Annotated in this window: 16 protein-coding genes; 9 read left to right on the top strand and 7 right to left on the bottom strand. The window is 69.9% G+C overall.

The window, feature by feature from the left end:
* Window positions 1-16: 16 nt before the first annotated feature.
* Window positions 17-1,336, bottom strand: coding sequence for an ABC transporter substrate-binding protein (locus H291_RS0102965; protein ID WP_020013495.1), 1,320 nt, complete (start codon window positions 1,334-1,336; stop codon window positions 17-19).
* 178 nt (window positions 1,337-1,514) lie between these two features.
* Here H291_RS0102965 and H291_RS0102960 point away from each other — a divergent pair, with 178 nt between their 5' ends.
* A complete protein-coding gene (locus H291_RS0102960) occupies window positions 1,515-2,558 on the top strand; it encodes a LacI family DNA-binding transcriptional regulator (RefSeq protein ID WP_020013494.1) in 1,044 nt (347 codons plus the stop codon).
* Window positions 2,559-2,695: 137 nt separating this feature from the next.
* Here H291_RS0102960 and H291_RS0102955 read toward each other — a convergent pair whose 3' ends face one another.
* Window positions 2,696-3,721 (bottom strand): LacI family DNA-binding transcriptional regulator, encoded by a 1,026-nt coding sequence (locus tag H291_RS0102955; RefSeq protein ID WP_084467674.1) that lies wholly within the window; start codon window positions 3,719-3,721, stop codon window positions 2,696-2,698.
* A gap of 99 nt (window positions 3,722-3,820) precedes the next feature.
* On the opposite strand from H291_RS0102955, the gene H291_RS0102950 reads away from it, so the two are divergent.
* From H291_RS0102950 to arfA, 4 genes are all read left to right on the top strand, one after another.
* Window positions 3,821-4,717 (top strand): carbohydrate ABC transporter permease, encoded by an 897-nt coding sequence (locus H291_RS0102950; protein WP_020013492.1) that lies wholly within the window; start codon window positions 3,821-3,823, stop codon window positions 4,715-4,717.
* A complete protein-coding gene (locus H291_RS0102945) occupies window positions 4,717-5,610 on the top strand; it encodes a carbohydrate ABC transporter permease (protein ID WP_020013491.1) in 894 nt (297 codons plus the stop codon). Before H291_RS0102950 ends, H291_RS0102945 begins: the two co-directional genes overlap by 1 nt.
* Window positions 5,611-5,638: 28 nt before the next feature.
* Window positions 5,639-6,967, top strand: coding sequence for an ABC transporter substrate-binding protein (locus tag H291_RS0102940; RefSeq protein ID WP_026365335.1), 1,329 nt, complete (start codon window positions 5,639-5,641; stop codon window positions 6,965-6,967).
* Window positions 6,968-7,080: 113 nt separating this feature from the next.
* Complete coding sequence (gene arfA / locus H291_RS0102935) at window positions 7,081-8,592, top strand: arabinosylfuranosidase ArfA (RefSeq protein ID WP_020013489.1); 1,512 nt, start codon at window positions 7,081-7,083, stop codon at window positions 8,590-8,592.
* Between the two features lie 85 nt (window positions 8,593-8,677).
* On the opposite strand, the gene H291_RS0102930 is transcribed toward arfA, so the two are convergent.
* A complete protein-coding gene (locus H291_RS0102930) occupies window positions 8,678-10,150 on the bottom strand; it encodes a non-reducing end alpha-L-arabinofuranosidase family hydrolase (protein ID WP_020013488.1) in 1,473 nt (490 codons plus the stop codon).
* Between the two features lie 390 nt (window positions 10,151-10,540).
* On the opposite strand from H291_RS0102930, the gene H291_RS28385 reads away from it, so the two are divergent.
* Both H291_RS28385 and H291_RS0102920 read left to right on the top strand, forming a co-directional pair.
* Window positions 10,541-12,781 carry an alpha/beta hydrolase gene (locus H291_RS28385; RefSeq protein ID WP_157236684.1) on the top strand — a complete coding sequence of 747 codons (2,241 nt, stop codon included), beginning with the start codon at window positions 10,541-10,543 and terminating at the stop codon, window positions 12,779-12,781.
* Between the two features lie 323 nt (window positions 12,782-13,104).
* Window positions 13,105-13,368: a GlsB/YeaQ/YmgE family stress response membrane protein gene (locus H291_RS0102920; protein WP_020013486.1), complete on the top strand. Its 264-nt coding sequence runs from the start codon at window positions 13,105-13,107 to the stop codon at window positions 13,366-13,368.
* 7 nt (window positions 13,369-13,375) lie between these two features.
* On the opposite strand, the gene H291_RS0102915 is transcribed toward H291_RS0102920, so the two are convergent.
* The gene (locus tag H291_RS0102915; protein ID WP_020013485.1) at window positions 13,376-14,863 is read right to left on the bottom strand and encodes an MFS transporter; all 1,488 of its coding nucleotides are present in this window, start codon (window positions 14,861-14,863) and stop codon (window positions 13,376-13,378) included.
* A gap of 92 nt (window positions 14,864-14,955) precedes the next feature.
* Between H291_RS0102915 and H291_RS34055 the strand changes: the two genes are divergently transcribed.
* Entirely contained in the window at window positions 14,956-15,579 is a 624-nt protein-coding gene (locus tag H291_RS34055) for a TetR family transcriptional regulator (protein ID WP_020013484.1), read from the top strand.
* A 167-nt stretch (window positions 15,580-15,746) separates the two neighbouring features.
* On the opposite strand, the gene H291_RS0102905 is transcribed toward H291_RS34055, so the two are convergent.
* On the bottom strand, window positions 15,747-16,076 hold the full coding sequence (locus H291_RS0102905) for an ArsR/SmtB family transcription factor (RefSeq protein ID WP_020013483.1): 330 nt from the start codon (window positions 16,074-16,076) through the stop codon (window positions 15,747-15,749).
* 168 nt (window positions 16,077-16,244) lie between these two features.
* Here H291_RS0102905 and H291_RS0102900 point away from each other — a divergent pair, with 168 nt between their 5' ends.
* Complete coding sequence (locus H291_RS0102900) at window positions 16,245-17,021, top strand: SDR family NAD(P)-dependent oxidoreductase (protein ID WP_020013482.1); 777 nt, start codon at window positions 16,245-16,247, stop codon at window positions 17,019-17,021.
* A 160-nt stretch (window positions 17,022-17,181) separates the two neighbouring features.
* Here H291_RS0102900 and H291_RS0102895 read toward each other — a convergent pair whose 3' ends face one another.
* Together H291_RS0102895 and H291_RS0102890 are read right to left on the bottom strand one after the other, a co-directional pair.
* Window positions 17,182-18,195, bottom strand: a complete 1,014-nt coding sequence (locus H291_RS0102895) for a CobW family GTP-binding protein (protein ID WP_033325548.1) — start codon at window positions 18,193-18,195, stop codon at window positions 17,182-17,184.
* 357 nt (window positions 18,196-18,552) lie between these two features.
* Complete coding sequence (locus H291_RS0102890; protein ID WP_198012388.1) at window positions 18,553-19,887, bottom strand: family 43 glycosylhydrolase; 1,335 nt, start codon at window positions 19,885-19,887, stop codon at window positions 18,553-18,555.
* Window positions 19,888-19,938: the final 51 nt, after the last annotated feature.

Raw genomic sequence — 19,938 nt, 5'->3', positions numbered from 1 at the left:
CGCCGCCGGGAGGCGGTCAGTCGACCTGGAACCCCTGCTCGTTGCCGTACTCGACCGAGCGCTGCTCCCACGTCTGCAGGACCTCGGCGAGCGAGCCCTTGCCCGAGGTGTAGAAGGGCGTGGCGATGTCGCCGTAGGTGCTGCGCGCCCACTCGAAGAACGGCGGGTACTGCCAGCCGACGGCGGCGATGTTCGAGGCCTCCGCGAGCACCTGGCCGGTCTTCTGGTCACCGAAGTAGGGGTTCTCGACGTCCTGGAACTCCGGGCTGTCCAGCACCGACCTGTTCGGCACGAACGCACCGGCGTCGACGCGCGGCTGCAGGCCCTCGCCGTGCGTGAAGTACTCGAGGAACTTGTACGCCGCCTCCTTGTTGGCCGCGGCCTCCGGGATCCCGAAGGACGAGCCGCCGTTCTCGGCGCCGACCTTCTCGCCCTCGTCCCACTGGGGCATGAGGGCGACCCGGAAGTCGCCGGCGGCGTCCGGCGCACGCTCCGGGAGCGTCGAGGTGAGCCAGCCGCCCATGTTCTGGGAGGCGAGCGTGCCGTCGTTCAGGGCGCGGTTCCAGTCGTCCGACCAGGCGCTGATCTTCGTGTTGACCAGGTCCTCGTCGATCATCTTCTGCCAGAACGCGACCGCCTTCCGGGTCTCCGGGGCGGAGAAGTCGATGTGCACCGTGGTGCCGTCGACCTCGAACGGGCGGCCGCCGGCCTGCCAGATCAGCGAGAGCAGGAAGAAGAGGTCGTTGGTGTCCTGCGTGATGTAGTAGTCGTCGCCCAGGGCCCGGATCTTCTTGGCGTCCTCGTAGTACTCGTCCCAGGTCGTCGGCGCCTCGTCGATCCCCGCCTCGGCGAAGGTCGCCTCGTTCCAGAACATGACGGCCGGGCCGAAGTCCGAGGGCAGGGCGTAGACGCCGTCGCCCATGACGACGTTGTTCCAGGCCGACGGGACGTAGTCGTCCGCCAGCTCGGTCGCGCCCAGCGGGCCGAGGTCGGCGAGCTTGCCGGGGACGGCGAAGTACGGGACCGCGAAGTACTCGAACATCACCAGGTCCGGCACACCCGACCCGGCCTGGATCGCGTTGTCGAGCGCCTGGTACTCGTCGGACGACGAGCCGGCGTTCACGACCTCGACCTCGATGCCGGGGTTGGCCTTCTCGAAGCCCGGGACCGCGAGCTCGACCGTGCCGTCCCAGCTCCACACCGTCAGCTTCACCGGCTGGTCGGCGCTGCCGCCGCCGGCGCTCGCCGTGGTCCCGCCCGCACCCGAGCACGCGGTGAGCGCACCGGCCGTCACGAGCGCGACGCCGACCGTCCACGCCTTGGTAAGAAGCCTCATCACCCTGTCCCTCCTCGTTGAGAGGTTGCGAAATAGTTTCGCAACTTTATCGATCAAGCAGGGACTGTAGCGGGGCCCTGCCCAGAGCGTCAACGGGCTTCGAGCGACGGGATTATCAGGATTGACGTCGCCCCAGGCGATCAGTAGCCTCCGAAATAGTTTCGACGAAAGGAAACCCATGGCTGGTCGGTCATCGAAGGAGCGAGCGACGCTCGCCGACGTCGCGCGACACGCCGGCGTCTCCACGAGCACCGCGTCCAAGGCGCTCAACGGGCGCCACGACATCGCGCGGAGCACCCGTGAGCGGGTGCTGGAGGCCGTCGCCGCCCTCGGCTACCGGCCGACCACCCAGTGGGAGCCCCCACCCGCGCGCACGATCGCCGCGGTGTTCGACGCGCTGGCCTCGCCCTACGTCGCGAACGTCCTGGACGGCATCCTCGCCGCGGCGACGAGCGCCCGTGCCAACCTCCTGGTGCGCGCGGCGCCCGACCGCGCGGTGCGCGCCACCCGGGCCGCCGCCCGCGCCTGGGTGGCCGAGCAGAAGGAGTCCGGGGTGGCCGGCATCGTCGGCATCACGCTCGCGGCGCCCAACGCCGTGCTCCAGGCGGCGAAGGAGGTCCGCATGCCGTTCGTGATGATCGACCCCGTCGACGTGGACGACCCCAGGACCGTCAGCGTCGGATCCTCCAACTGGGCGGGCGGGCGCACCGCCACCGAGCACCTGCTGGATCTCGGGCACCGCCGCATCGGGTGGATCGGCGGGCCGGCCGCGTCGGCCGCCGCCCGGGAACGTCTCCACGGCTACCGGGCAGCCCTGGACTCCGCGGGCATCGACCTGGAGCAGGAGCTGGTACGCAGCGACTCGTTCTCGATCGACACGGGCCTGGTGCACGGCCGCGCGCTGCTCGCGCTGCCCGAACCACCGACCGCGATCGTGACGGGCGACGACGAGATCGCCGTGGGCACGCTCGCCGCGGCCCGCGAGCTGGGCGTCCCGGTACCCGGCCGGCTCAGCGTCGTGGGCTTCGACGACACGCCGCAGGCGGGCTGGACGTCGCCGCCGCTCACCTCGGTGCACCAGCCGCTGGCCGGCATGGGCCGGATGGCCGTCGAGACGCTGCTGGCCATGGCGGACGGCGTCCAGCCCGCGTCACGTCACGTCCAGCTCGCCACCAGCCTCACCGTCCGCGACACGACCGCACCACCGGCCCGACGCCGGTAGGGCAGGCCGACGCCGGACGCGCACGGCGGGCGAAACCTCGAGGGCGCCGTTGACACCTGACGCCATCCCCCCTACTTTATCGATAAATATCAGCGGGGTGGCCGGCTGCTCGAGGAAGAGAACCAGTGACCGATCGACTAACCAGACGTGTGCGCGCGGGTCGACTCGCGCACGACGATCCGGGCCGACATGACGGCCTCGACCACGTCGCCGGAAGCCGCCTCGCCCGTCTCCCCCGCCTCCACGCGCCGCAGGAGCAGCTCCATGATGCGCTCGGCCATCGAGTCGTTGTCGGGGTCCATGGTGGTCAGCCGCGGGATGAGGTACTCCCCCTCGGCGTCGTTGTCGAAGCCGACCACCTGGACGTCCTGCGGCACCCGCAGGCCGAGGTCGGCCAGCGCACGCAGCGCGCCCATGGCGACCGCGTCGGTCAGGGCGAAGGCGCCGTCGAACGGGACGCCGGCACGATGGAGCCGCATGACGGCCTCGTAGCCGTCCCTCGTGGTGAACGAGGCGGCGTCCACGACGAGGTCCTCGTCGACCGGGACGCCGGCCTTGGCGTGCGCGCTGCGGTAACCGCGGCTACGCAGCGTCGCCATGCTGTCGACGCCGCTGTCCGGGCGGCCGCCGATCAGGGCGACGCGTCGCGCGCCGTGCTCCAGCAGGTGCGAGACCGCGAGCTCCGCGCCGCCGACGTTGTCCATCATCACGTGGTCGAACGCGCCGGCCAGCCGCCGCTCGCCGAGCAGGACCACCGGGACCTCGATCCCGGCCGCCCGCACGTCCGCGGTGTCGATCTGCACCGGGCTGAACACCACGCCCTCGTAGGGCCGCACCCGCTCGGGCGAGATGGCGTCGAGCTCCCCCTCCCTGCTGGCGCCGGTCCGCTCGATGATGACGTGGTACCCCCGGGCGTGCGCCAGCGTGTCGAGCCGCGCCGCGAGGTGCGCGTAGTACGGCCCGTCCAGGTGCGGTACCAGCAGCCCGATGGCACCGCTGCGGCCCACGCGCAGCTGCCGCGCGGTGGCGTTCATCCGGTAGCCGAGCCGAGCCACCGCGTCGAGCACACGAGCACGGGTGTCCTCACTAGCTCCCGGCCGCCCGTTGACGACATTCGAGACGGTCATCGTCGAGACGCCTGCTTCGTGTGCCACATCGCTCATCTTCACCACGCCGACCATCATGACACCCCGCGATCGACGGCCTCGTCAGACCGCGCCGGCGTCACCCCGTGGCTCTGATCAAGGAGGATCCGAACCGCCGTGAAACAGCTCCTGTACTCGAAGAGGCTTGCGCCCTACTTCTTCATCCTCCCGTTCCTCGTGACCCTCGCCGTGTTCTGGGTCGTCCCTCTGGGCCGCTCGTTCGTGATGAGCACCCAGGAGGTGCTCTACGGCCAGGCGACGTTCATCGGGCTCGACAACTACGAGCGGCTCTGGCAGGACCGCATCTTCTGGCAGGCCCTGTTCAACAGCCTGCGCTACATGGTCCTCACCCTCGTGCTGCTCATCCCGATCCCGCTGGCGCTCGCGGCGCTGATCAACTCGAACATCGGCAGCGCCCGGATCAAGGGGTTCTTCAAGGCCTCGATGTTCGTCCCCGCGCTGACCTCCGTGGTGGTCGCCGGCATCGTGTTCCGGCTCATCTTCGCGGAGTCGGACACCGCGATCATGAACCAGGTCGCGGAGTTCTTCGGCTTCGGCCCGGTGCGCTGGCTGCGCGGTGACGTCACGGGGCTGGTGGCCCTGCTGGCCATCGCCCTGTGGCGGTGGACCGGCGTGAACATGATGTATTTCCTGGCCGGCATGCAGGCGATCCCGACGGAGTACTACGAGGCGGCCTCCATCGACGGGGCGAGCCGGTTCCGCCAGTTCCTCCACATCACCATCCCGAACCTGCGGCCGACCATCGTCTACGTCGTCACGATCAGCGTCTACGGCGGCCTGGCGATGTTCCTCGAGAGCTTCATGCTCTACGCCGGCAACAACTCGCCCAACAACCAGGGCCTCACGGTCGTCGGATACCTCTACCGCAAGGGCATCGAGGAGAACGACCTGGGCTTCGCCTCCGCCGTCGGCGTGGTGCTGCTCGTCATCGTGATGGCGATCAACATCTCGTACCTCGTCGCCAGCGGCACCTTCAGGAAGGAGGCCGCGTGATGGCCGTTCTCCAGGAACAGGACCGGGTGAAGACCGCTCCTGCCACCGCCGCCCGACGCCGCCGCGGACCCTCTGCCGCGGCGTGGATCCAGTCGGTCCTCCTCGTCGTCATGGCGCTGATCTCCCTCGTGCCGCTGCTGGCCATCCTCGTGGGCACGTTCCAGGACGGGAACGAGGTGATCCGGCGCGGCATGACGTTCGACGTCGACCTCGGCACGCTGAGCCTGGACAACTACGTGCTGCTGTTCACGGACTCCGGGCCGTACTTCCGCTGGTTCGCCAACACCCTCCTGCTGACGGTCGGGCAGGTCGCCGGGACCCTTCTGGTGAGCGCCTTCGTGGCCTACGGGTTCGCGATGTACGAGTTCCGGACCAAGACGCTGTGGTTCATCATGGTGCTCCTGGTCATGACCGTCCCGTTCGAGATGCTCATGCTCCCCCTGTACGTCCAGGTGAACGACATGGGGCTCGCGGACACGTACCTGGTGATCGCCCTCCCCTTCCTGGCCTCGGCGGTGACGATCTTCTTCTTCCGCCAGTACTTCCTGGGCATACCGAAGGAGATCCTCGAAGCCGGGCGCGTGGACGGCGTGAGCGAGTTCGGCATCTTCTTCCGGCTGGTCCTGCCGATCACCAAGCCGGCCATGGCCGCCATGGCGATCCTCAACGGGATGCTCTGCTGGAACAACTTCCTCTGGCCGCTGCTGGTGCTGCGCAGCCCGGAGAAGTTCACGCTGCCCATCGGCCTGAACACGCTCCTGACGCCCTACGGCAACAACTACGAGCTGCTCATCATCGGGGCGTTCTTCTCGCTGATCCCCGTCCTCATCCTCTTTCTCGCCTTCCAGCGCTTCTTCATCGAAGGAATCACCGCGGGCGCGGTCAAGGGCTGACCGCACCTCAGATCGAACGGAGACAAACATGACCAGGCTACGGACGACGGTGTCCATGCTGACCGCCGCACTCGCGGTGACCGCGCTCGCCGCGTGCGGCGGGAGCCAGCCCGAGGCACCCGTGAAGAACGCCGACGGCTCCACGACGCTGAACATGTGGACGTTCGCCGACGTGCACGCCACGTACTACGAGGAGATGGCCGAGCGGTGGAACGAGGCCAACCCCGACCAGGAGATCCAGCTCGAGGTCACCGTCTACCCCTACGACGACATGCACAACAAGCTGCAGCTCGCGGTGAACTCCGGTGAGGGCCTGCCCGACGTCGTCGACATCGAGGTCAACAAGTTCGCCAACTTCGTCAAGGGCGGCAACCCACCCCTGCTCGATCTGACGGAGGCCGCGGCCCCGTACAAGGACGACGTGGTCCAGGCCCGCCTCGACCTGTACAGCAAGGACGGGAAGATCTACGGGTTCCCGACACACGTCGGCGCGTTCACCACGTTCTACAACACGGAGGCGCTCGAGGGCGCCGGCATCGACTACACGACCATCAAGACCTGGGACGACTTCCAGGAGGCCGGGGTCAAGTACCACGAGGAGACCGGCAAGGCGTTCGGCGTCGCCAGCACCAGCGTCATGTTCCTCGAGCCGCTGATCACCGCGCAGCTCGGCGGGCAGTACATCGACGCCGACGGCACCGTGCAGGTCAACAGCCCCGAGGTCGTCGAGGCCCTCTCGATGATGAAGGACATGCAGGACGCCGGCGCCGTCTCCACGATCCCCGGCGGCAGCCCCGACTCCGAGGAGGCGTACGGCGCGATCAACGACGGCGACTACGCCGCGATCGTCTACCCGGCGTGGTACACCTCCCGGTTCGTGGACTACATGCCTGACCTGGAGGGCAAGGTCGCGATCGCGCCCGCGCCCGTCGTCGAGGGCGCCGAGGTGCAGACCATCGGTGGTGGCGGCACCGGGGCCGCGGTCCCGGCCGTCTCGCCGAACAAGGACCTCGCCGCGCAGTGGCTCGCGTTCGCCAAGCTGTCCCCCGAGGCCAACGTCGCCGTCTGGGAGGTGCTGGGCTTCGACCCGGTGAACATGGCCGTCTGGGAGGACGAGGAAGTCACCAAGAACCCGGACAACAAGTTCAACAAGTACTTCCAGACCAACCTGTTCGACGTGCTGAACGAGGTCAAGGACGGCATCGGGCACTTCGAGTCGTTCAGCGACCCCAACTGGCCCACCGTCGACGACACGTTCCGCACGGTCACGCTGAACGAGATCTACGAGAACGGCACGCCGGTCCAGGAGGCCCTGGACCAGACACAGGCCGACCTGCAGAACCAGCTGGGGCAGTAGGCCCCCGCACGTCTGATCGCCCAGGCGGGGCGGCCACCGCGGCCGTCGGCACGGCAGCCGCCCCACCTGGGCGAAGCATGCCCTCACGCACCGACCACCGAGGAGTACCACCCATGCTGTCCGCATCCGTCACCATCGACCCGGCGTTCGTCGTCGGACCGGTGCGTCCCCGCACCTTCGGCTCGTTCGTCGAGCACCTGGGCCGCAGCGTCTACACGGGACTGCACGAGCCCGGCCACCCGACGGCGGACGCCGACGGGTTCCGGGGCGACGTCGTCGAGCTCACCCGGGAGCTGGGCGTGACGACGGTGCGCTACCCCGGCGGCAACTTCGTCTCGGGCTACCGCTGGGAGGACGGGATCGGCCCGGTCGAGCTGCGCCCCCGCCGCCTGGACCTCGCCTGGCACTCGACCGACCCCAACCTCGTGGGCGTCGACGAGTTCATGCGGTGGTGCGCCCGGACCGGCGTCGAGCCGATGATGGCCGTCAACCTCGGAACCCGTGGCGTCCAGGAGGCCCTCGACCTGCTGGAGTACTGCAACGTGCCGGGCGGCACCACCTGGAGCGACCTGCGCCGGGCCAACGGGGCCGAGGACCCGTACCGGATCAAGATGTGGTGCCTGGGCAACGAGATGGACGGCCCGTGGCAGATCGGCCACAAGACGGCGCAGGAGTACGGACGCCTCGCGGCCGAGACCGCGCGGGCGATGCGGATGGTCGACCCCGACCTCGAGCTCGTGGCCTGCGGGTCGTCGGGGTCGCAGATGCCCACCTTCGGCGAGTGGGAGCACACGGTGCTCACCGAGGCGTACGAGCACGTGGACCACATCTCGGCGCACGCGTACTACTGGGAGGAGGACGGCGACCTCGCCTCCTTCCTGGCCTCCGCGGTGAACATGGACCACTTCGTCGACTCCGTCGCCGCGACGGCCGACGCCGTGCGCGCCGCGGGCAAGCACACCAAGCACATCCACGTCTCGTTCGACGAGTGGAACGTCTGGTACCAGAAGCGCGCGGAGTCGCGCCCGCCGTCGGGCGACGACTGGCCCGTGGCCCCGGTGCTGCTGGAGGACCGCTACAACGTGGCCGACGCCGTCGTGGTCGGCAACCTGCTCATCTCGCTGCTGCGGCACACCGACCGCGTCCACGCCGCGTCGCTGGCCCAGCTCGTCAACGTCATCGCGCCGATCATGACCGAGCCCGGCGGGCGGTCCTGGCGGCAGACGACGTTCCACCCCTTCGCGCTCACCGCGCGGCACGCGGCCGGCGAGGTGCTGCGCCTGGCGGTGGACGCCCCGGTGCAGGACACGGCGAAGTTCGGCCCCGTCCCGGTGCTCGACGCGGTCGCCACCCACGACCCCGAGACGGGCGCCGTCGTCGTGCTGGCGGTGAACCGGTCACTGACCGACGATGTGGCGCTCGACGTCGACCTGCGCGGCTTCCCGGGGCTCCGGGTGGCCGAGGCGCTCACGCTGTCCAACCCCGACCACACGTGGTCGGCCACGGCCGACGACGCCACCTCGGTGCTGCCGCGCGCGAACACCACGGCGAAGGTCTCCGACGACCGCGCGCACGTCGACCTGCCGCCCGTGTCCTGGTCGATGCTCCGGCTGGAACGGGTCTGACGGGCCCAGACGAAAGGAGCGCCCTCTCGCCCGCGCACACGGATGAGAGGGCGCTCCGCTCCGGCCTGTTGTGTTGCCCCGAGGCCTATCGCTGGAGCGTCAACAGCCCCGGCCGGTACGGGAGCAGACCGTAGTCCACCCCGTCCGAGCTGGGCGAACGGCCCTGGTACAGGAACTGCAGGTTGCAGGGGTCGACCGTCATGGTCTGGTCCGCGGTGGTCCGGAGCAGCTCACCGTGGCTGATGTCGTTGGTCCAGGTGGCGCCGCTGTTGGCCTTGCCGGCGAACGGGTTGCTCTCCGTCGCGGCCTGCGGCGTCCACGAACCGGAGAGGCTGGTCGCCGTGAACGAGCGGAAGTACCGTCCGTTGGCGCCGATCGCCTCGACGATCATCAGGTACTTGTTCTGGTCCCTGAGCTTGTAGACCTGCGGAGCCTCGAACAGGTTGTTCGTGGTGTCGCTCATGATGGTCTGGTAGGAGCTGCCGAAGCTGCCCGGGAAGTTACCCATCGGCATGCTGGCCCGGTAGATCTTCCCGTTGTCCCCGGCGAAGAACAGGTACATGTTCGTGCCGTCGCCGATGATCGTCTGGTCGATGGGGCCGGTGCCCGAGCCGGAGATCGATCCGGTGAACAGGGGGCTCGCCGCCGACCAGCCGTTCGGGTTCGTCGGGTCGCTGGAGGTCCGGTACATGAACGGGGACGGACCCCACTGGTAGGTGAGCACCCAGATGCTACGCGGGGCGAAGTAGAACAGCGACGGGGCCACCGTGCTGGAGGACATCGCGTTCTGCGAGGCGCTCCCCATCTGCGAGTAGCTGGAGAAGGGGCTGAAGTTCATCGAGCCCCAGGACGTGCCGAGATCGTGCGTCGTCGCGTAGACGAGCTGCTGACCGTTGTACGGAGCCACGGTGAAGTCCTTGAGCGAGACCCAGCCGGACCTCGGGTTCGCCAGGACCCCGGTAGAGGTCCAGCGGTAGGTCGACGGCAGGTCGCAGGTCGACGTCGCGTTGCTGACGAGCGAGGCGTCGTCGAGGTAGAGACCGTCGGTACCGGCGACCGTCTCCACGTAGAAGGTGGCGGACGAGAGCGTCCCGGACCAGGACACCGTCGCCGAGCCGGTCAGCTGCGTCCAGCCCGAGGAGCTGACCGCACCCTGGGCGAGGTTGACGTAGCTCGTCGTGCCGCCCGCGGTCACCGCGAGCGTGACCCGGCCGGTCGGCGTCCCGCTCTGGGAGCGTACCCACACGCTCGCCGTGTAGCTGGTGTTGTTGGTGAGCGCGGACGTCACGGTCTGGGCCGGACCGTTCCACGCCGCGGTCCGGCCGGTCCGCAGGAGCGACCGGGTTCCGCCGTGGACCGGGCTCGTGCTGGACGTCACCGACCCGGCGCCGAAGGCCGACCAGCCGGTGGTGCCGTTCTCCAGGTCCCCGTTCGTGAGCAGGTTGCTGCTCGCCGCGGCCGCCGGTGGGACCTCGGCCGGCCCGGCGACCGCCGGGACCAGCACCAGCACCAGGGCCGCGGCCAGCCCGAGCGCGTGACGTGCGATGGACTTCCTCATCCTTCGCTCCTTTGCCTGTCGGTGCGCGGCCGCCGTCGGCCGCGCCTGGGCATTGCGTGCCGCCGCCGACGGTGCGGGTCAGCACCGTGGCTCCGGAGGAGCCTGCTGCGCGGGCCAGGACATGTGAGCGCTAACACCGTTGTTGCACGCAAGCCCATGAGTGGCGGCAGATTTATCGATACATTAGCGCGCGACTCTCGCCGCATACAAGGCCTTTGCGACAAAAGGGCCTCGACCGAGCAGGTCTTGTCGCACCCCATATTTAACGTTAAAGTCCGGTCTGGCCGGATCGCACTCGTGCAAGGGAGCACGCGAATGGTTCGTGAGTCGACACAGCGAGGTGCCGGCCCTCGTGTTCGAGGTCAACGAGTCCGAACGAGAGGAAAGTCGATGGCGATGGAATCTCAGGCAAGGCCCGCCCACCCGGTCCGGCGAGGACGACGAGCGCTCGCAGCCGCGGCGGCGGCCGCGGCCGTGACGGGGGCGGTGCTCGTCGCGCCGCCCGCTGCCGCGGACGCGGTGAGCGCCGACCCGTGGGTGAGCGAGGTGCCGGGCAACCCGGTCCCGGACGTCTTCCGCTTCACGGTGCCCCGCTCCGCGGTGACCGAGGCGACGGGGATCGGGAGCGGCCCCGTCGCGGTGCAGGGGAACTTCGGCCCGGGCAAGGCGTGGACCGATCTCAACATGGGCACCAGCGGGTCGGACCTGACCGCCACGCTCGGCCCCCTCGAGCCGGGCCTCTACTACTACCAGTACGCCGCGCGCCCCGCCGTCGACCAGGACGCGGTCGCCTTCCGCAACCCGGCCGTACCCCAGGAGGTGACGTCGAAGCCCACGTACAGCACCATGTTCGTCCCCGGACCGGGCGCCGAGTGGCTCGACGACGTGGCCGACGGCGGCGAGCTCGCGACGCTCGAGTACGGCAAGGGACCGAAGCACAAGAAGGAAGCCCTCGTGTGGACTCCCCCGGGCTACGACGCGGACCGCGCGGAGCAGTACCCGGTGCTGTACCTGCTGCAGGACGAGGGGCAGAGCTACCGCGAGTGGGTGGAGCTGGGCCGGCTCGGCCAGATCATGGACAACCTCACGCTCGACGGCGACGCCGAGCCGATGGTGGTCGTCATGGGCGATGCCGGCGCCCCGGGCCCTGCCGGCGTGCCGAAGGAGCTGCTGCCCGCCGTCGAGCGTGCGTTCAACGTCTCCCACCAGGGGTCGGACCGCGCGATCGCCGGGATCGGCCGCGGCGGGGAGGCGGCCCTGAGCGCCGTGGTGGACAAGCCGCGGGACTTCGCCAACGTGGGCTCCTTCTCGGCCGGCTACGACAAGCCGATCTCGCGGGGCAAGGCCAAGCAGATCAACGACTCGACCGACGTCGTCCGCCTGTACGCGGGCAACGTCACCGACCCCGCGTACGACGACACCGTGGCGCTGGCCGACAGGCTGACGAAGGCGGGCGTGCGCTTCCAGCCCGACGGGTCGGACCCCGAGACGGGCGGTACCTGGGACACCTGGCAGAAGAACCTGCACGACTTCGCCGGGCGCATCTTCCAGGAGGTCGACGACGAGGGCCCGAGCCAGGGCCACCTGCCGTTCGTGGAGCAGGAACTCCCGCCGGCGGGCACGACCCCGACGCCGTGGATCGACGAGAACGGCGTGGTCACCTTCGAGCTCGGCCCCGAGCTCGCCGACGCGAACAACATCACCGTCTGGGGCAACTTCGGCCCGGCCGGAAGCTGGCCGCGCACCCACATGGTCCAGCAGGACGACGGTTCGTGGCGGCTCTCGCTGGCTGTCGAGGGCGGGTCCTACTACTACAAGTTCGTGGTCGACGGCGTCGACCGCAAGGACGCCGGCAACCCCACGAAGGTGCTCTCGGAGCCGACGTGGAGCACCTTCACCGTCGAGGGCGACACGATCCGGGGCCGGTACACCTCCGAGGTGCCGGCCGAGTCGCGCGGCGACGTGAGTGTCATGACCTACCCGAGCACCGCGGGTGGCGGCACAGAGCGCTCGGCGTACGTGTGGACGCCTCCGGACTACGACGCCGACCGCGCCGAGGAGTACCCGGTCTTCTACCTGCAGCACGGTGGCGGGCAGACGTGGACCGACTGGGTCGAGGTGGGCTACGTCCAGCGCATCCTGGACAACCACTACCTGCGGGGTGACATCGTGCCGATGGTGGTGGTCATGGCCAACGGGAACGGCGTGGACTTCCCCACGGAGATCACGACCCGCATCGTCCCGGCGGCCGAGGACCAGTTCAACGTCAGCTCCCGGCCTGACCAGCGCGCCCTGGCAGGTCTCTCCATGGGCTCGGGCCACACGCTCAGCACGCTGTGGGCGCACCCGGGCGAGTTCGGCTACATCGGCGCCATGTCGGCGTTCGGCGCGCCGCCGGCCAACGCGGACGTCGAGGCCATCAACGAGGGCACCAAGCTGCTGCGTGTCTACTCCGGCGATGTCCAGGACTTCACCTACGGCGCGACGCTGCAGCTGATCGCCGCCATGGAGGACCGCGGAGTGAATCACGAGTTCGCCCCCATCGTCCCGGGCCCGCACAGCTGGGACGTCTGGCAGAAGTCGCTGATCGACTTCCTCCCCCGACTGTTCACGGAGGAGGCGGGCGCCTGACGGCGACCTGAGGCGGTGCGGTCGGTGGGTCCACCCCGCCGGCCGCACCGTCAGTCGAGGTGCCGCAGGTCCGACGTCGAGCAGCCGCCCGAGCGCCGGCCTGCCCACCACGGACTTCCGCACGTGGGCGCTGCGGACCCTGGCCTGACACCACCCTCGGTGCGCAGTGGGTCGACGCGCCGACGGCACGTTCGTCGAAAGGCTCTACTTCCCCTGGCGAAGACCGGCCGACCGGGTGAAAGTGGATCCGACACAGGTCGTGTTCCAGGGTTGCACCAGAGCGACCGCATGACTCAGGGGAAGCCTTCTCGAACGGAGCTGCTATGGGAATCATCGGCTGGATCCTGATCGGACTCATCATGGGCGCCATCGCGCGAGCGATCCTCCCCGGCAAGGCAGCCGGAGGCTGGTTCATCTCGCTCGTCGTCGGCGTCCTCGGCGCGCTCCTCGGCGGCTGGATCGGCGGTGCGCTCTTCGACGTCCAGGTCAACGAGTCCTTCTTCTCGCTCACGACGTGGTTCTGGGCCCTCATCGGCTCGCTCCTCGTGCTCGTCATCTGGGGAGCCATCGCACGACGACGGGCCTGAGTCACGGTCACGCGAGCTGGGTCGCGCCGCCCTCCTGGTCCGGGCCGGGGCGGGGGATGAAAGCTGCGACGATCACGCAGACGACGGCCGCGCCGAGCCCGAGCGTGAGCGTCAGCAGGAAGCCGCCCTCGCTCGGCCCTGCCACGCCGCCCGCGGTCGTGACGGACTGGGCCAGGACCGCGCCGGCGACGGCCGCGGCGATGCTCGTGCCGAGCGAGCGCATGAGCGCGTTGAGCCCGGTCGCGGCGCCGGTCTCGCGCGCCGGCACCGCCTGCATGATGAGTGCGGGCATCGCCGCGTAGCCGAGGCCGACGCCGATGCCGAGCACGACGTTGACGGCGAGGATCTGCCACGCCTCGGCGTGGAGGACCAGGGCGAGCCCGTAGGCGAGGGCGAGGACCACGGCGCCGATGACGAGCAGCGTCTTCGCGCCCCAGCGCCGTTCGATCCTGCCGGCGACGGGCGACATGGCCATCATCGCCAGGCCCGACGGCGCGAGGACGAGCGCCGCGACCGTGAGCGTCAGGCCCAGCCCGATGCCGGTCGCCCGCGGCAGCACGAGCAGCTGCGGGAGCACGACGCTCGACGCGAAGAGCGCGAAGCCCATGGCGACCGAGGCGAGGTTGGTCAGCAGCACCGGCCCGCGCGCGCTGACCCGCAGGTCCACGAGCGGATCCTGCACGCGCAGCTCGATCACGCCCCAGACCGACAGCACCACCAGGCCGCCGACCAGAAGAGTCAGGGTCCGCGCGTCGCCCCAGCCCCACTCGCCGCCGCGCGAGACGGCGACGAGCACGCCGACGAGCCCGAGTGACAGCCCGATGATGCCGACGACGTCGACGCGCCCCGGCGTGCGCAGCGTGCTGGACGGCACGAAGAGCGCGCAGCCCACGAAGGCGAGCACGGCGATGGCGGCCGCGACCCAGAACAGGGCGTGCCAGTCCAGTTTCTCGGCCACGACCGCGCTGAGCGGCAGACCGAGCGCACCGCCGACGCCGAGCGTGGCACTGACCAGGGCGATTCCCGAGCCGAGCTTCCGCGGCGGCAGCACGTCGCGCAGGATCGAGATGCCCAACGGGATGACGCCGGCCGCCATGCCCTGCAGCGCCCGTGCGGCGATCAGGGTCACCACGTCGTTCGAGAGCGCGGCGAGGATCGCGCCGAGCGCCTGCAGCAGCAGGAGCGCCATGGCGATACGGCGCTTGCCGAACATGTCGCCGAGCCGTCCGGCCACGGGCGTGCAGACCGCGGCGGCGACCAGGGTCGCGGTGATCGCCCACGCGGTGTTGTCGCTGGTGGTGTTCAGCAGCTTCGGCAGCTCGCCCTGGATCGGGATGAGGATCGTCTGCATGAACGACGCCCCGAGACCCGCGAAGGCGAGTACGGCGAGGATCGACCTCGAGCCGCGCTGACGAGCGCCGGCACCCTCCGCCCCGTGTGTCCCGTCGCTGTCGGCGGCGTCCAGGGGGATCTCCCGGGTCGGGGTCTGGCTCATCGGTCGTTCATCCGTCTCTGCTGATCGCGTTCGGAGTTTGTGAGACGATGTCTCATGTCGAAGACACCGTATCATCTTATAGACTTCCGCCCATGGCCAACGAGGTACGTGATCGCAGCCGCGAGATCCTGCGCGCCGAGTTCGCGGATGCCGCAGCCACGTTCTGCGCCGAGCACGGCTTCGACGAGGTCACGGCCAACGACATCGCACGTGGCATCGGCGTCTCGCGGGCAACCTTCTTCCGCTACTTCGCGTCGAAGGAGGATGCGGTGGTCTCCGCCGCACGCGGCGCCGCCGCACGCGGCGCCCTCGCCCAGCGCATCGCCGAGACCGCCGACGCGGCCGAGCCCGGCACCACCGTCTGGGCCGCCATCCGCACGGCAGCCGAGTCGATGATCGACATGGCCGACACGCGCGGGGACGCACTGCGGGCGCGCATCCGGATGATCACCGAGGTGCCGGCGCTCAGGGCGCACCTCGCCTCCCAACGGAGCGACGACCAGTCGGCCGTCGCCGACGTGCTGCGCGAGCGCCTCGTCGACGAGCGCGCCTCCCAGGCCCTCGCCGCCGCCGCGGTCGCCGCCGCAGACCTCGCCTGGCAGGAGTGGGCACGCACCCCCGACTCGGAACTACGCCCCCTGCTCGACGCCTACTTCACGACACTGGGCGACGTCGCGGCGACGAAGCTCGGCCCAGCCGGTTCCCGACCAGCCTGACGACGAACCACGCCGCCCGGACCACGCCGCCCGGGCCGCAACCGTCCGGGCCGCTGTTGCGCCAGAGTTGCCACCGCCGACGACCGTGACCCTGCCGTGTCGGCACAGCCGGGCCTCCCACGTGGCCCCGGGTGGTCGATCAGGACGGGTCAGGGCGAACTGCCGATCTACCTGAGACCCACCGGCGCGGCCTCTGCCGGGGCCGCCTGCATGATCGAGGCGAGCAGTCCGGGAAAGCGGCTCTCGAGGTCGCCGGTGCGCAGGCGCACATAACAGCGGGTCCCCTCCTCACGGGTCCGCGTGAGCCCGGCATTGCGCAGCGTCTTCATGTGGTGACTCAGCGTCGACTTCGACACCGGTACGTCCAGGTCGCCCCACTGACGCTCCTCACCGTCGGCCAGAAGACAGACGACGCCGAGGCGCAGCGGGTCCGCCAGGGCGGACAGCACCTTGGTCAGCGCGATGCCACTGACGTCAGGGTGTTCGGCATTCCGCATGCCGCCATGGTACGTCGTTCGATGTTTGGCAAACATCGAACGGGTCGGGTCGTTCCTCGGGTACCGGCCTCAGCGGCACTCCCGTCCACACCCCGTGGTAGTTTGTTCGATGTTCGTCAATCATCGAACATCATCCCCACATCGGGTCACCCAGAACGAGGAGCAGCGTTGACAGACGAGCTGAAGGCCCACCCCAGCGAGACCCTCAGCGGCAAGGTCGTGATCGTCACCGGCGCCGGGTCCGGCATCGGCCGTGCGACCGCCCGCGCCTTCTCCCGCGCCGGAGCACATGTGCTCGGCGCCGGACGCCGCGCCCATGCCCTCGAGGAAACCGCCGCCGGGCACCCCGGCATCTCCACGCTCTCGGCGGACCTGCGCGCACCGGGGGCTCCCCAGGACGTCATCGACGCCACGATCGACCGATGGGGCCGCCTGGACGCGCTCGTCAACAACGCCGGGGTCTTCGTGTCGATGCCGCTCGCCGAGACCACCGCGGACGGCATCAACGAGCTGCTCAGCATCAACGTGACCGCGCCGAGCCTGCTCGCCCACGCCGCCCTGCCCCACCTGCTCCGGTCCAGGGGCTCGATCGTCAACATCTCCAGCACCTACGGCCACCGGCCGCTGCCCGGGGCGGCCCACTACGCCGCGGCCAAGGGCGCCGTCGAGCAGCTCACGCGGAGCTGGGCGCTGGAGCTGGCCTCCGCCGGCGTCCGCGTCAACGCGGTGGCACCCGGCCCCACCGAGAGCGAGGCCCTCGCCGCGGCCGGACTGTCCGACGCGACGGTCAAGGAGGTCAAGCGCGACGAGGCCGCCCGCATCCCGCTCGGCCGGCGCGGCGTGCCCGACGAGGTCGCCTCGTGGGTCGTACGGCTCGCCGACCCCGCGACCACCTGGCTCACGGGCCAGGTCCTCGCGGTCGACGGCGGCCTGCACCTCACCTGACCGGACGAGCGATCGGTCACCGTCCGGAGCCCGCGAGCTACGCCCCGTGGCCGGTGGTGCTCAGGTCCCCCGCCAGCCGGGTCACGTGGAGCACCGCCTGGACGAACGCGGCCGGCGCCTCCTGCGGGAGGTTCCGGTGTCGACGTCTACGTCGGATCGGTCAGGCGCTGAGTCGCCGGTACCGCTGCAACCGGCCGAAGCCCAGGGCGTCGGGACGTGGTTCAGGTTCGAGAGCCTGCTCGAGACGGCTCCGCACGGCGGCGGTCTCCAGGGGCAGCCCGATCGCGACCAGCTCCCCGCCATGAACAGGCGCTGGCGCTGCGGCGACATGGACCGACCGCCCCACGACGTTGACGAGGTAGCCCCGCGTCGTCCTGCCGGTGAGCACCGCGACGCTGCCCTTGATCCGGTAGGCGCCGGCAGGCGGATCCTCCAGCAGGTCGACCAGCCGGGACGGGCTGACAGGGCCCGTCGCACGCACGCTCACCGCGTTGGCGTGCGGATGGTCGTGCGCGTGCTCCTGCCGGAGAAGCGCAGCGATCGGCAGCTCGTCGACCGGGTCGTGATCGGAAGCGGCGTCGTAGACGAGCGCGGGATCCAGGCGGCCGTGGACGGTCGTCACGACCTGGACCCGGGTGCTGACCTCCCGGACCCTGGCCGTCACGCGCGCCACGACACGTTCGCGGTCCTCCGGTGGCAACCGGTCGACCTTGTTCACCACGACCAGCGAGCTCGCACGATGACGGGCCGGCGCGATCCCACCCGTGTCGACGGTACGGAAGTGCTCGACCGCGTCGACGACGTCGACCACTCCCCCAGGACGTACCCGCTCCACACCGCTGAAGCGGATCATCTGGGCCAGTGCGACCGGGTCCGCCACCCCGCTGGCCTCGACGATGACGACGTCGAGGGCCAGCCGGGGGCGGGTCAGCCGCTCCAGCGCGTCGTCGAGCTCGCTGGTGTCGGACAGATGGCACAGGCAGCCCCCGGAGATGGACACCGGCTCGTCGACCTGACCGGTCACGAGACCGGCGTCCACGTTGATCTCCCCGAAGTCGTTCACCACGACCCCGACACGAGCGCCTGGCTGCTGGAGCAGGTGGTTCAGGACTGTCGTCTTGCCCGCACCCAGGTGCCCGGTCAGCACCACCACCGGAACGCGCGTGCCCCTCATCTGCCCTCGTCCCCTTCCCTTCATGCCGACCCGGCCGTGCTCGCTAACCCCTCCGGAGTGCCCGGCGCCGGAACGCGATCAGCAGGGCACCACCGAGCGCCATCGCGAGTGCGGCACCGATGACGGTCACCAGGCCCGACGGTCCGGTGGCCGCTAGCAGCGCGGACAGTGAATCAGAGTTGAGAACGATTCTCAAGTGTCATTTCGGTTGATCTCGGACGCGCCCTTGCTGATCCAGCTGCGCGCCCGGGCCGATCCCCTCGCGCGGCACCCACCCGACGCAACAAGAAAGCGGGCTCACCATCAGGTGAGCCCGCTCCCGTAGACGGCTGTGCCGTCCGATGTGTGTATCCGGAATCAGCCGACGCCGTAGACCTCGATCCGGTCCATGCTGACGACCGAGCCCGTCGACGCGGCGTTGCGCTCACCGGTCACCCGGACACGCAGCGTGTGCTCCCCGGGCGAGAGCACCGGACTGAGGTAGTTCAGCTGCTCTCCGACGCGGATGTCGCTGTAGAGATCGACACGCTGTTCGGGGCCGCCGTCGATCGAGATGGCGGCTATGCCGTTGCCGCGGTCCCGCACGCTCAGCAGTGCGACCTGGGTGCCGTTGAACCTGATGGTCGCGGTGGCGTTCGTGGCGCCGCTCCAGTGGTCGTTGCCCCAGAAGCACTGCACGCCACAGCCCGAGCCGGACTGCCAGGAGCCCGCGTACTGCACCTGCCACAGACCGGTGCCGGTGTCGAAGTCGTTGATCGCCCGGGTGGCCGCACCGGGGTCACCGGACGGTAGCGTCTGGGTCGCCCCGGCGGCCAGGGGGCGGCCGAGGTTCGGCGTACCGTCGGCGTTCCAGGTGAAGCGCTGGACCCGCGTCGTCCGGAACGAGTAGGTGTTCGTGCTGGTGTTCTTGCCGTGGTAGGCGATCCAGTCCTCGGAACCGTCGGGAGACCGGAAGAACGAGTGGTGCCCGGGCCCCCAGACACCGGTCGCGTCGTTCCGGGAGAAGACCGGCCCGGCGTGCTGCACCCAGTTGCCGGCCACCATCGGGTCGGCACCGTTCGCGATGCTCTTCATCCACAGCTGGTAGTCCGGCTTGCCTGTGTCGCAGGTGGAGTAGGTCAGGAACGTGCGTCCGTTGCGGTACAGAGGTGTCGGGCCCTCCCGGACCTCGGAGCAGCCGCCGTCCGCCGGGATCGCGACCCTGCCGCCGGTCGTCGTCCAGGGGTTGGTCATGCGCGCGATGTAGAGCTGCGCGGGTCCGCCTTGGCCGCGGCCCGGGCCCGTCCAGACGAAGTAGTCCTGGCCGTCGTGGGTGATGGGCTCGCCGTCGATCGCGTACTCGCCGAAGTCGGCGATCTTGGCCTTGAACGAGTACGGGCCCATGGGGCTGTTCCCGGCCGACTCCAGCACGTACATCCGGTGGTTGCTGTCCACGCCGTCCGAGGCCGTGTAGTAGATGTACCAGCGATCACCGACATGCCGGAACGCCGGCGCCCACATCTGGGTGTTGCGGGTCGGGTCGGAGTCGCGCCAGACGACTTCCTCGGGAGCCGCCAGGAGCGTCGCGATACTCGGCGAGCGCCAGATGCTGATGCGGTCGCCTCGGGTGGTCGCGGCGTAGTAGGTGCCCTCGTGGAAGATCACCGACGGGTCGGCGCTCGGGTTCACGGGATTGCGGAAGGTGTTCACCACGGCTTCGGGGCGTATGGGGTCCTCCTGTGGCACGGCGGCACTGCTCGTGAA

The organism is Promicromonospora sukumoe 327MFSha3.1, from assembly GCF_000385135.1.
GTDB lineage: Bacteria > Actinomycetota > Actinomycetes > Actinomycetales > Cellulomonadaceae > Promicromonospora > Promicromonospora sukumoe_B.
This window is presented reverse-complemented; position numbering and strand designations above follow the sequence as displayed.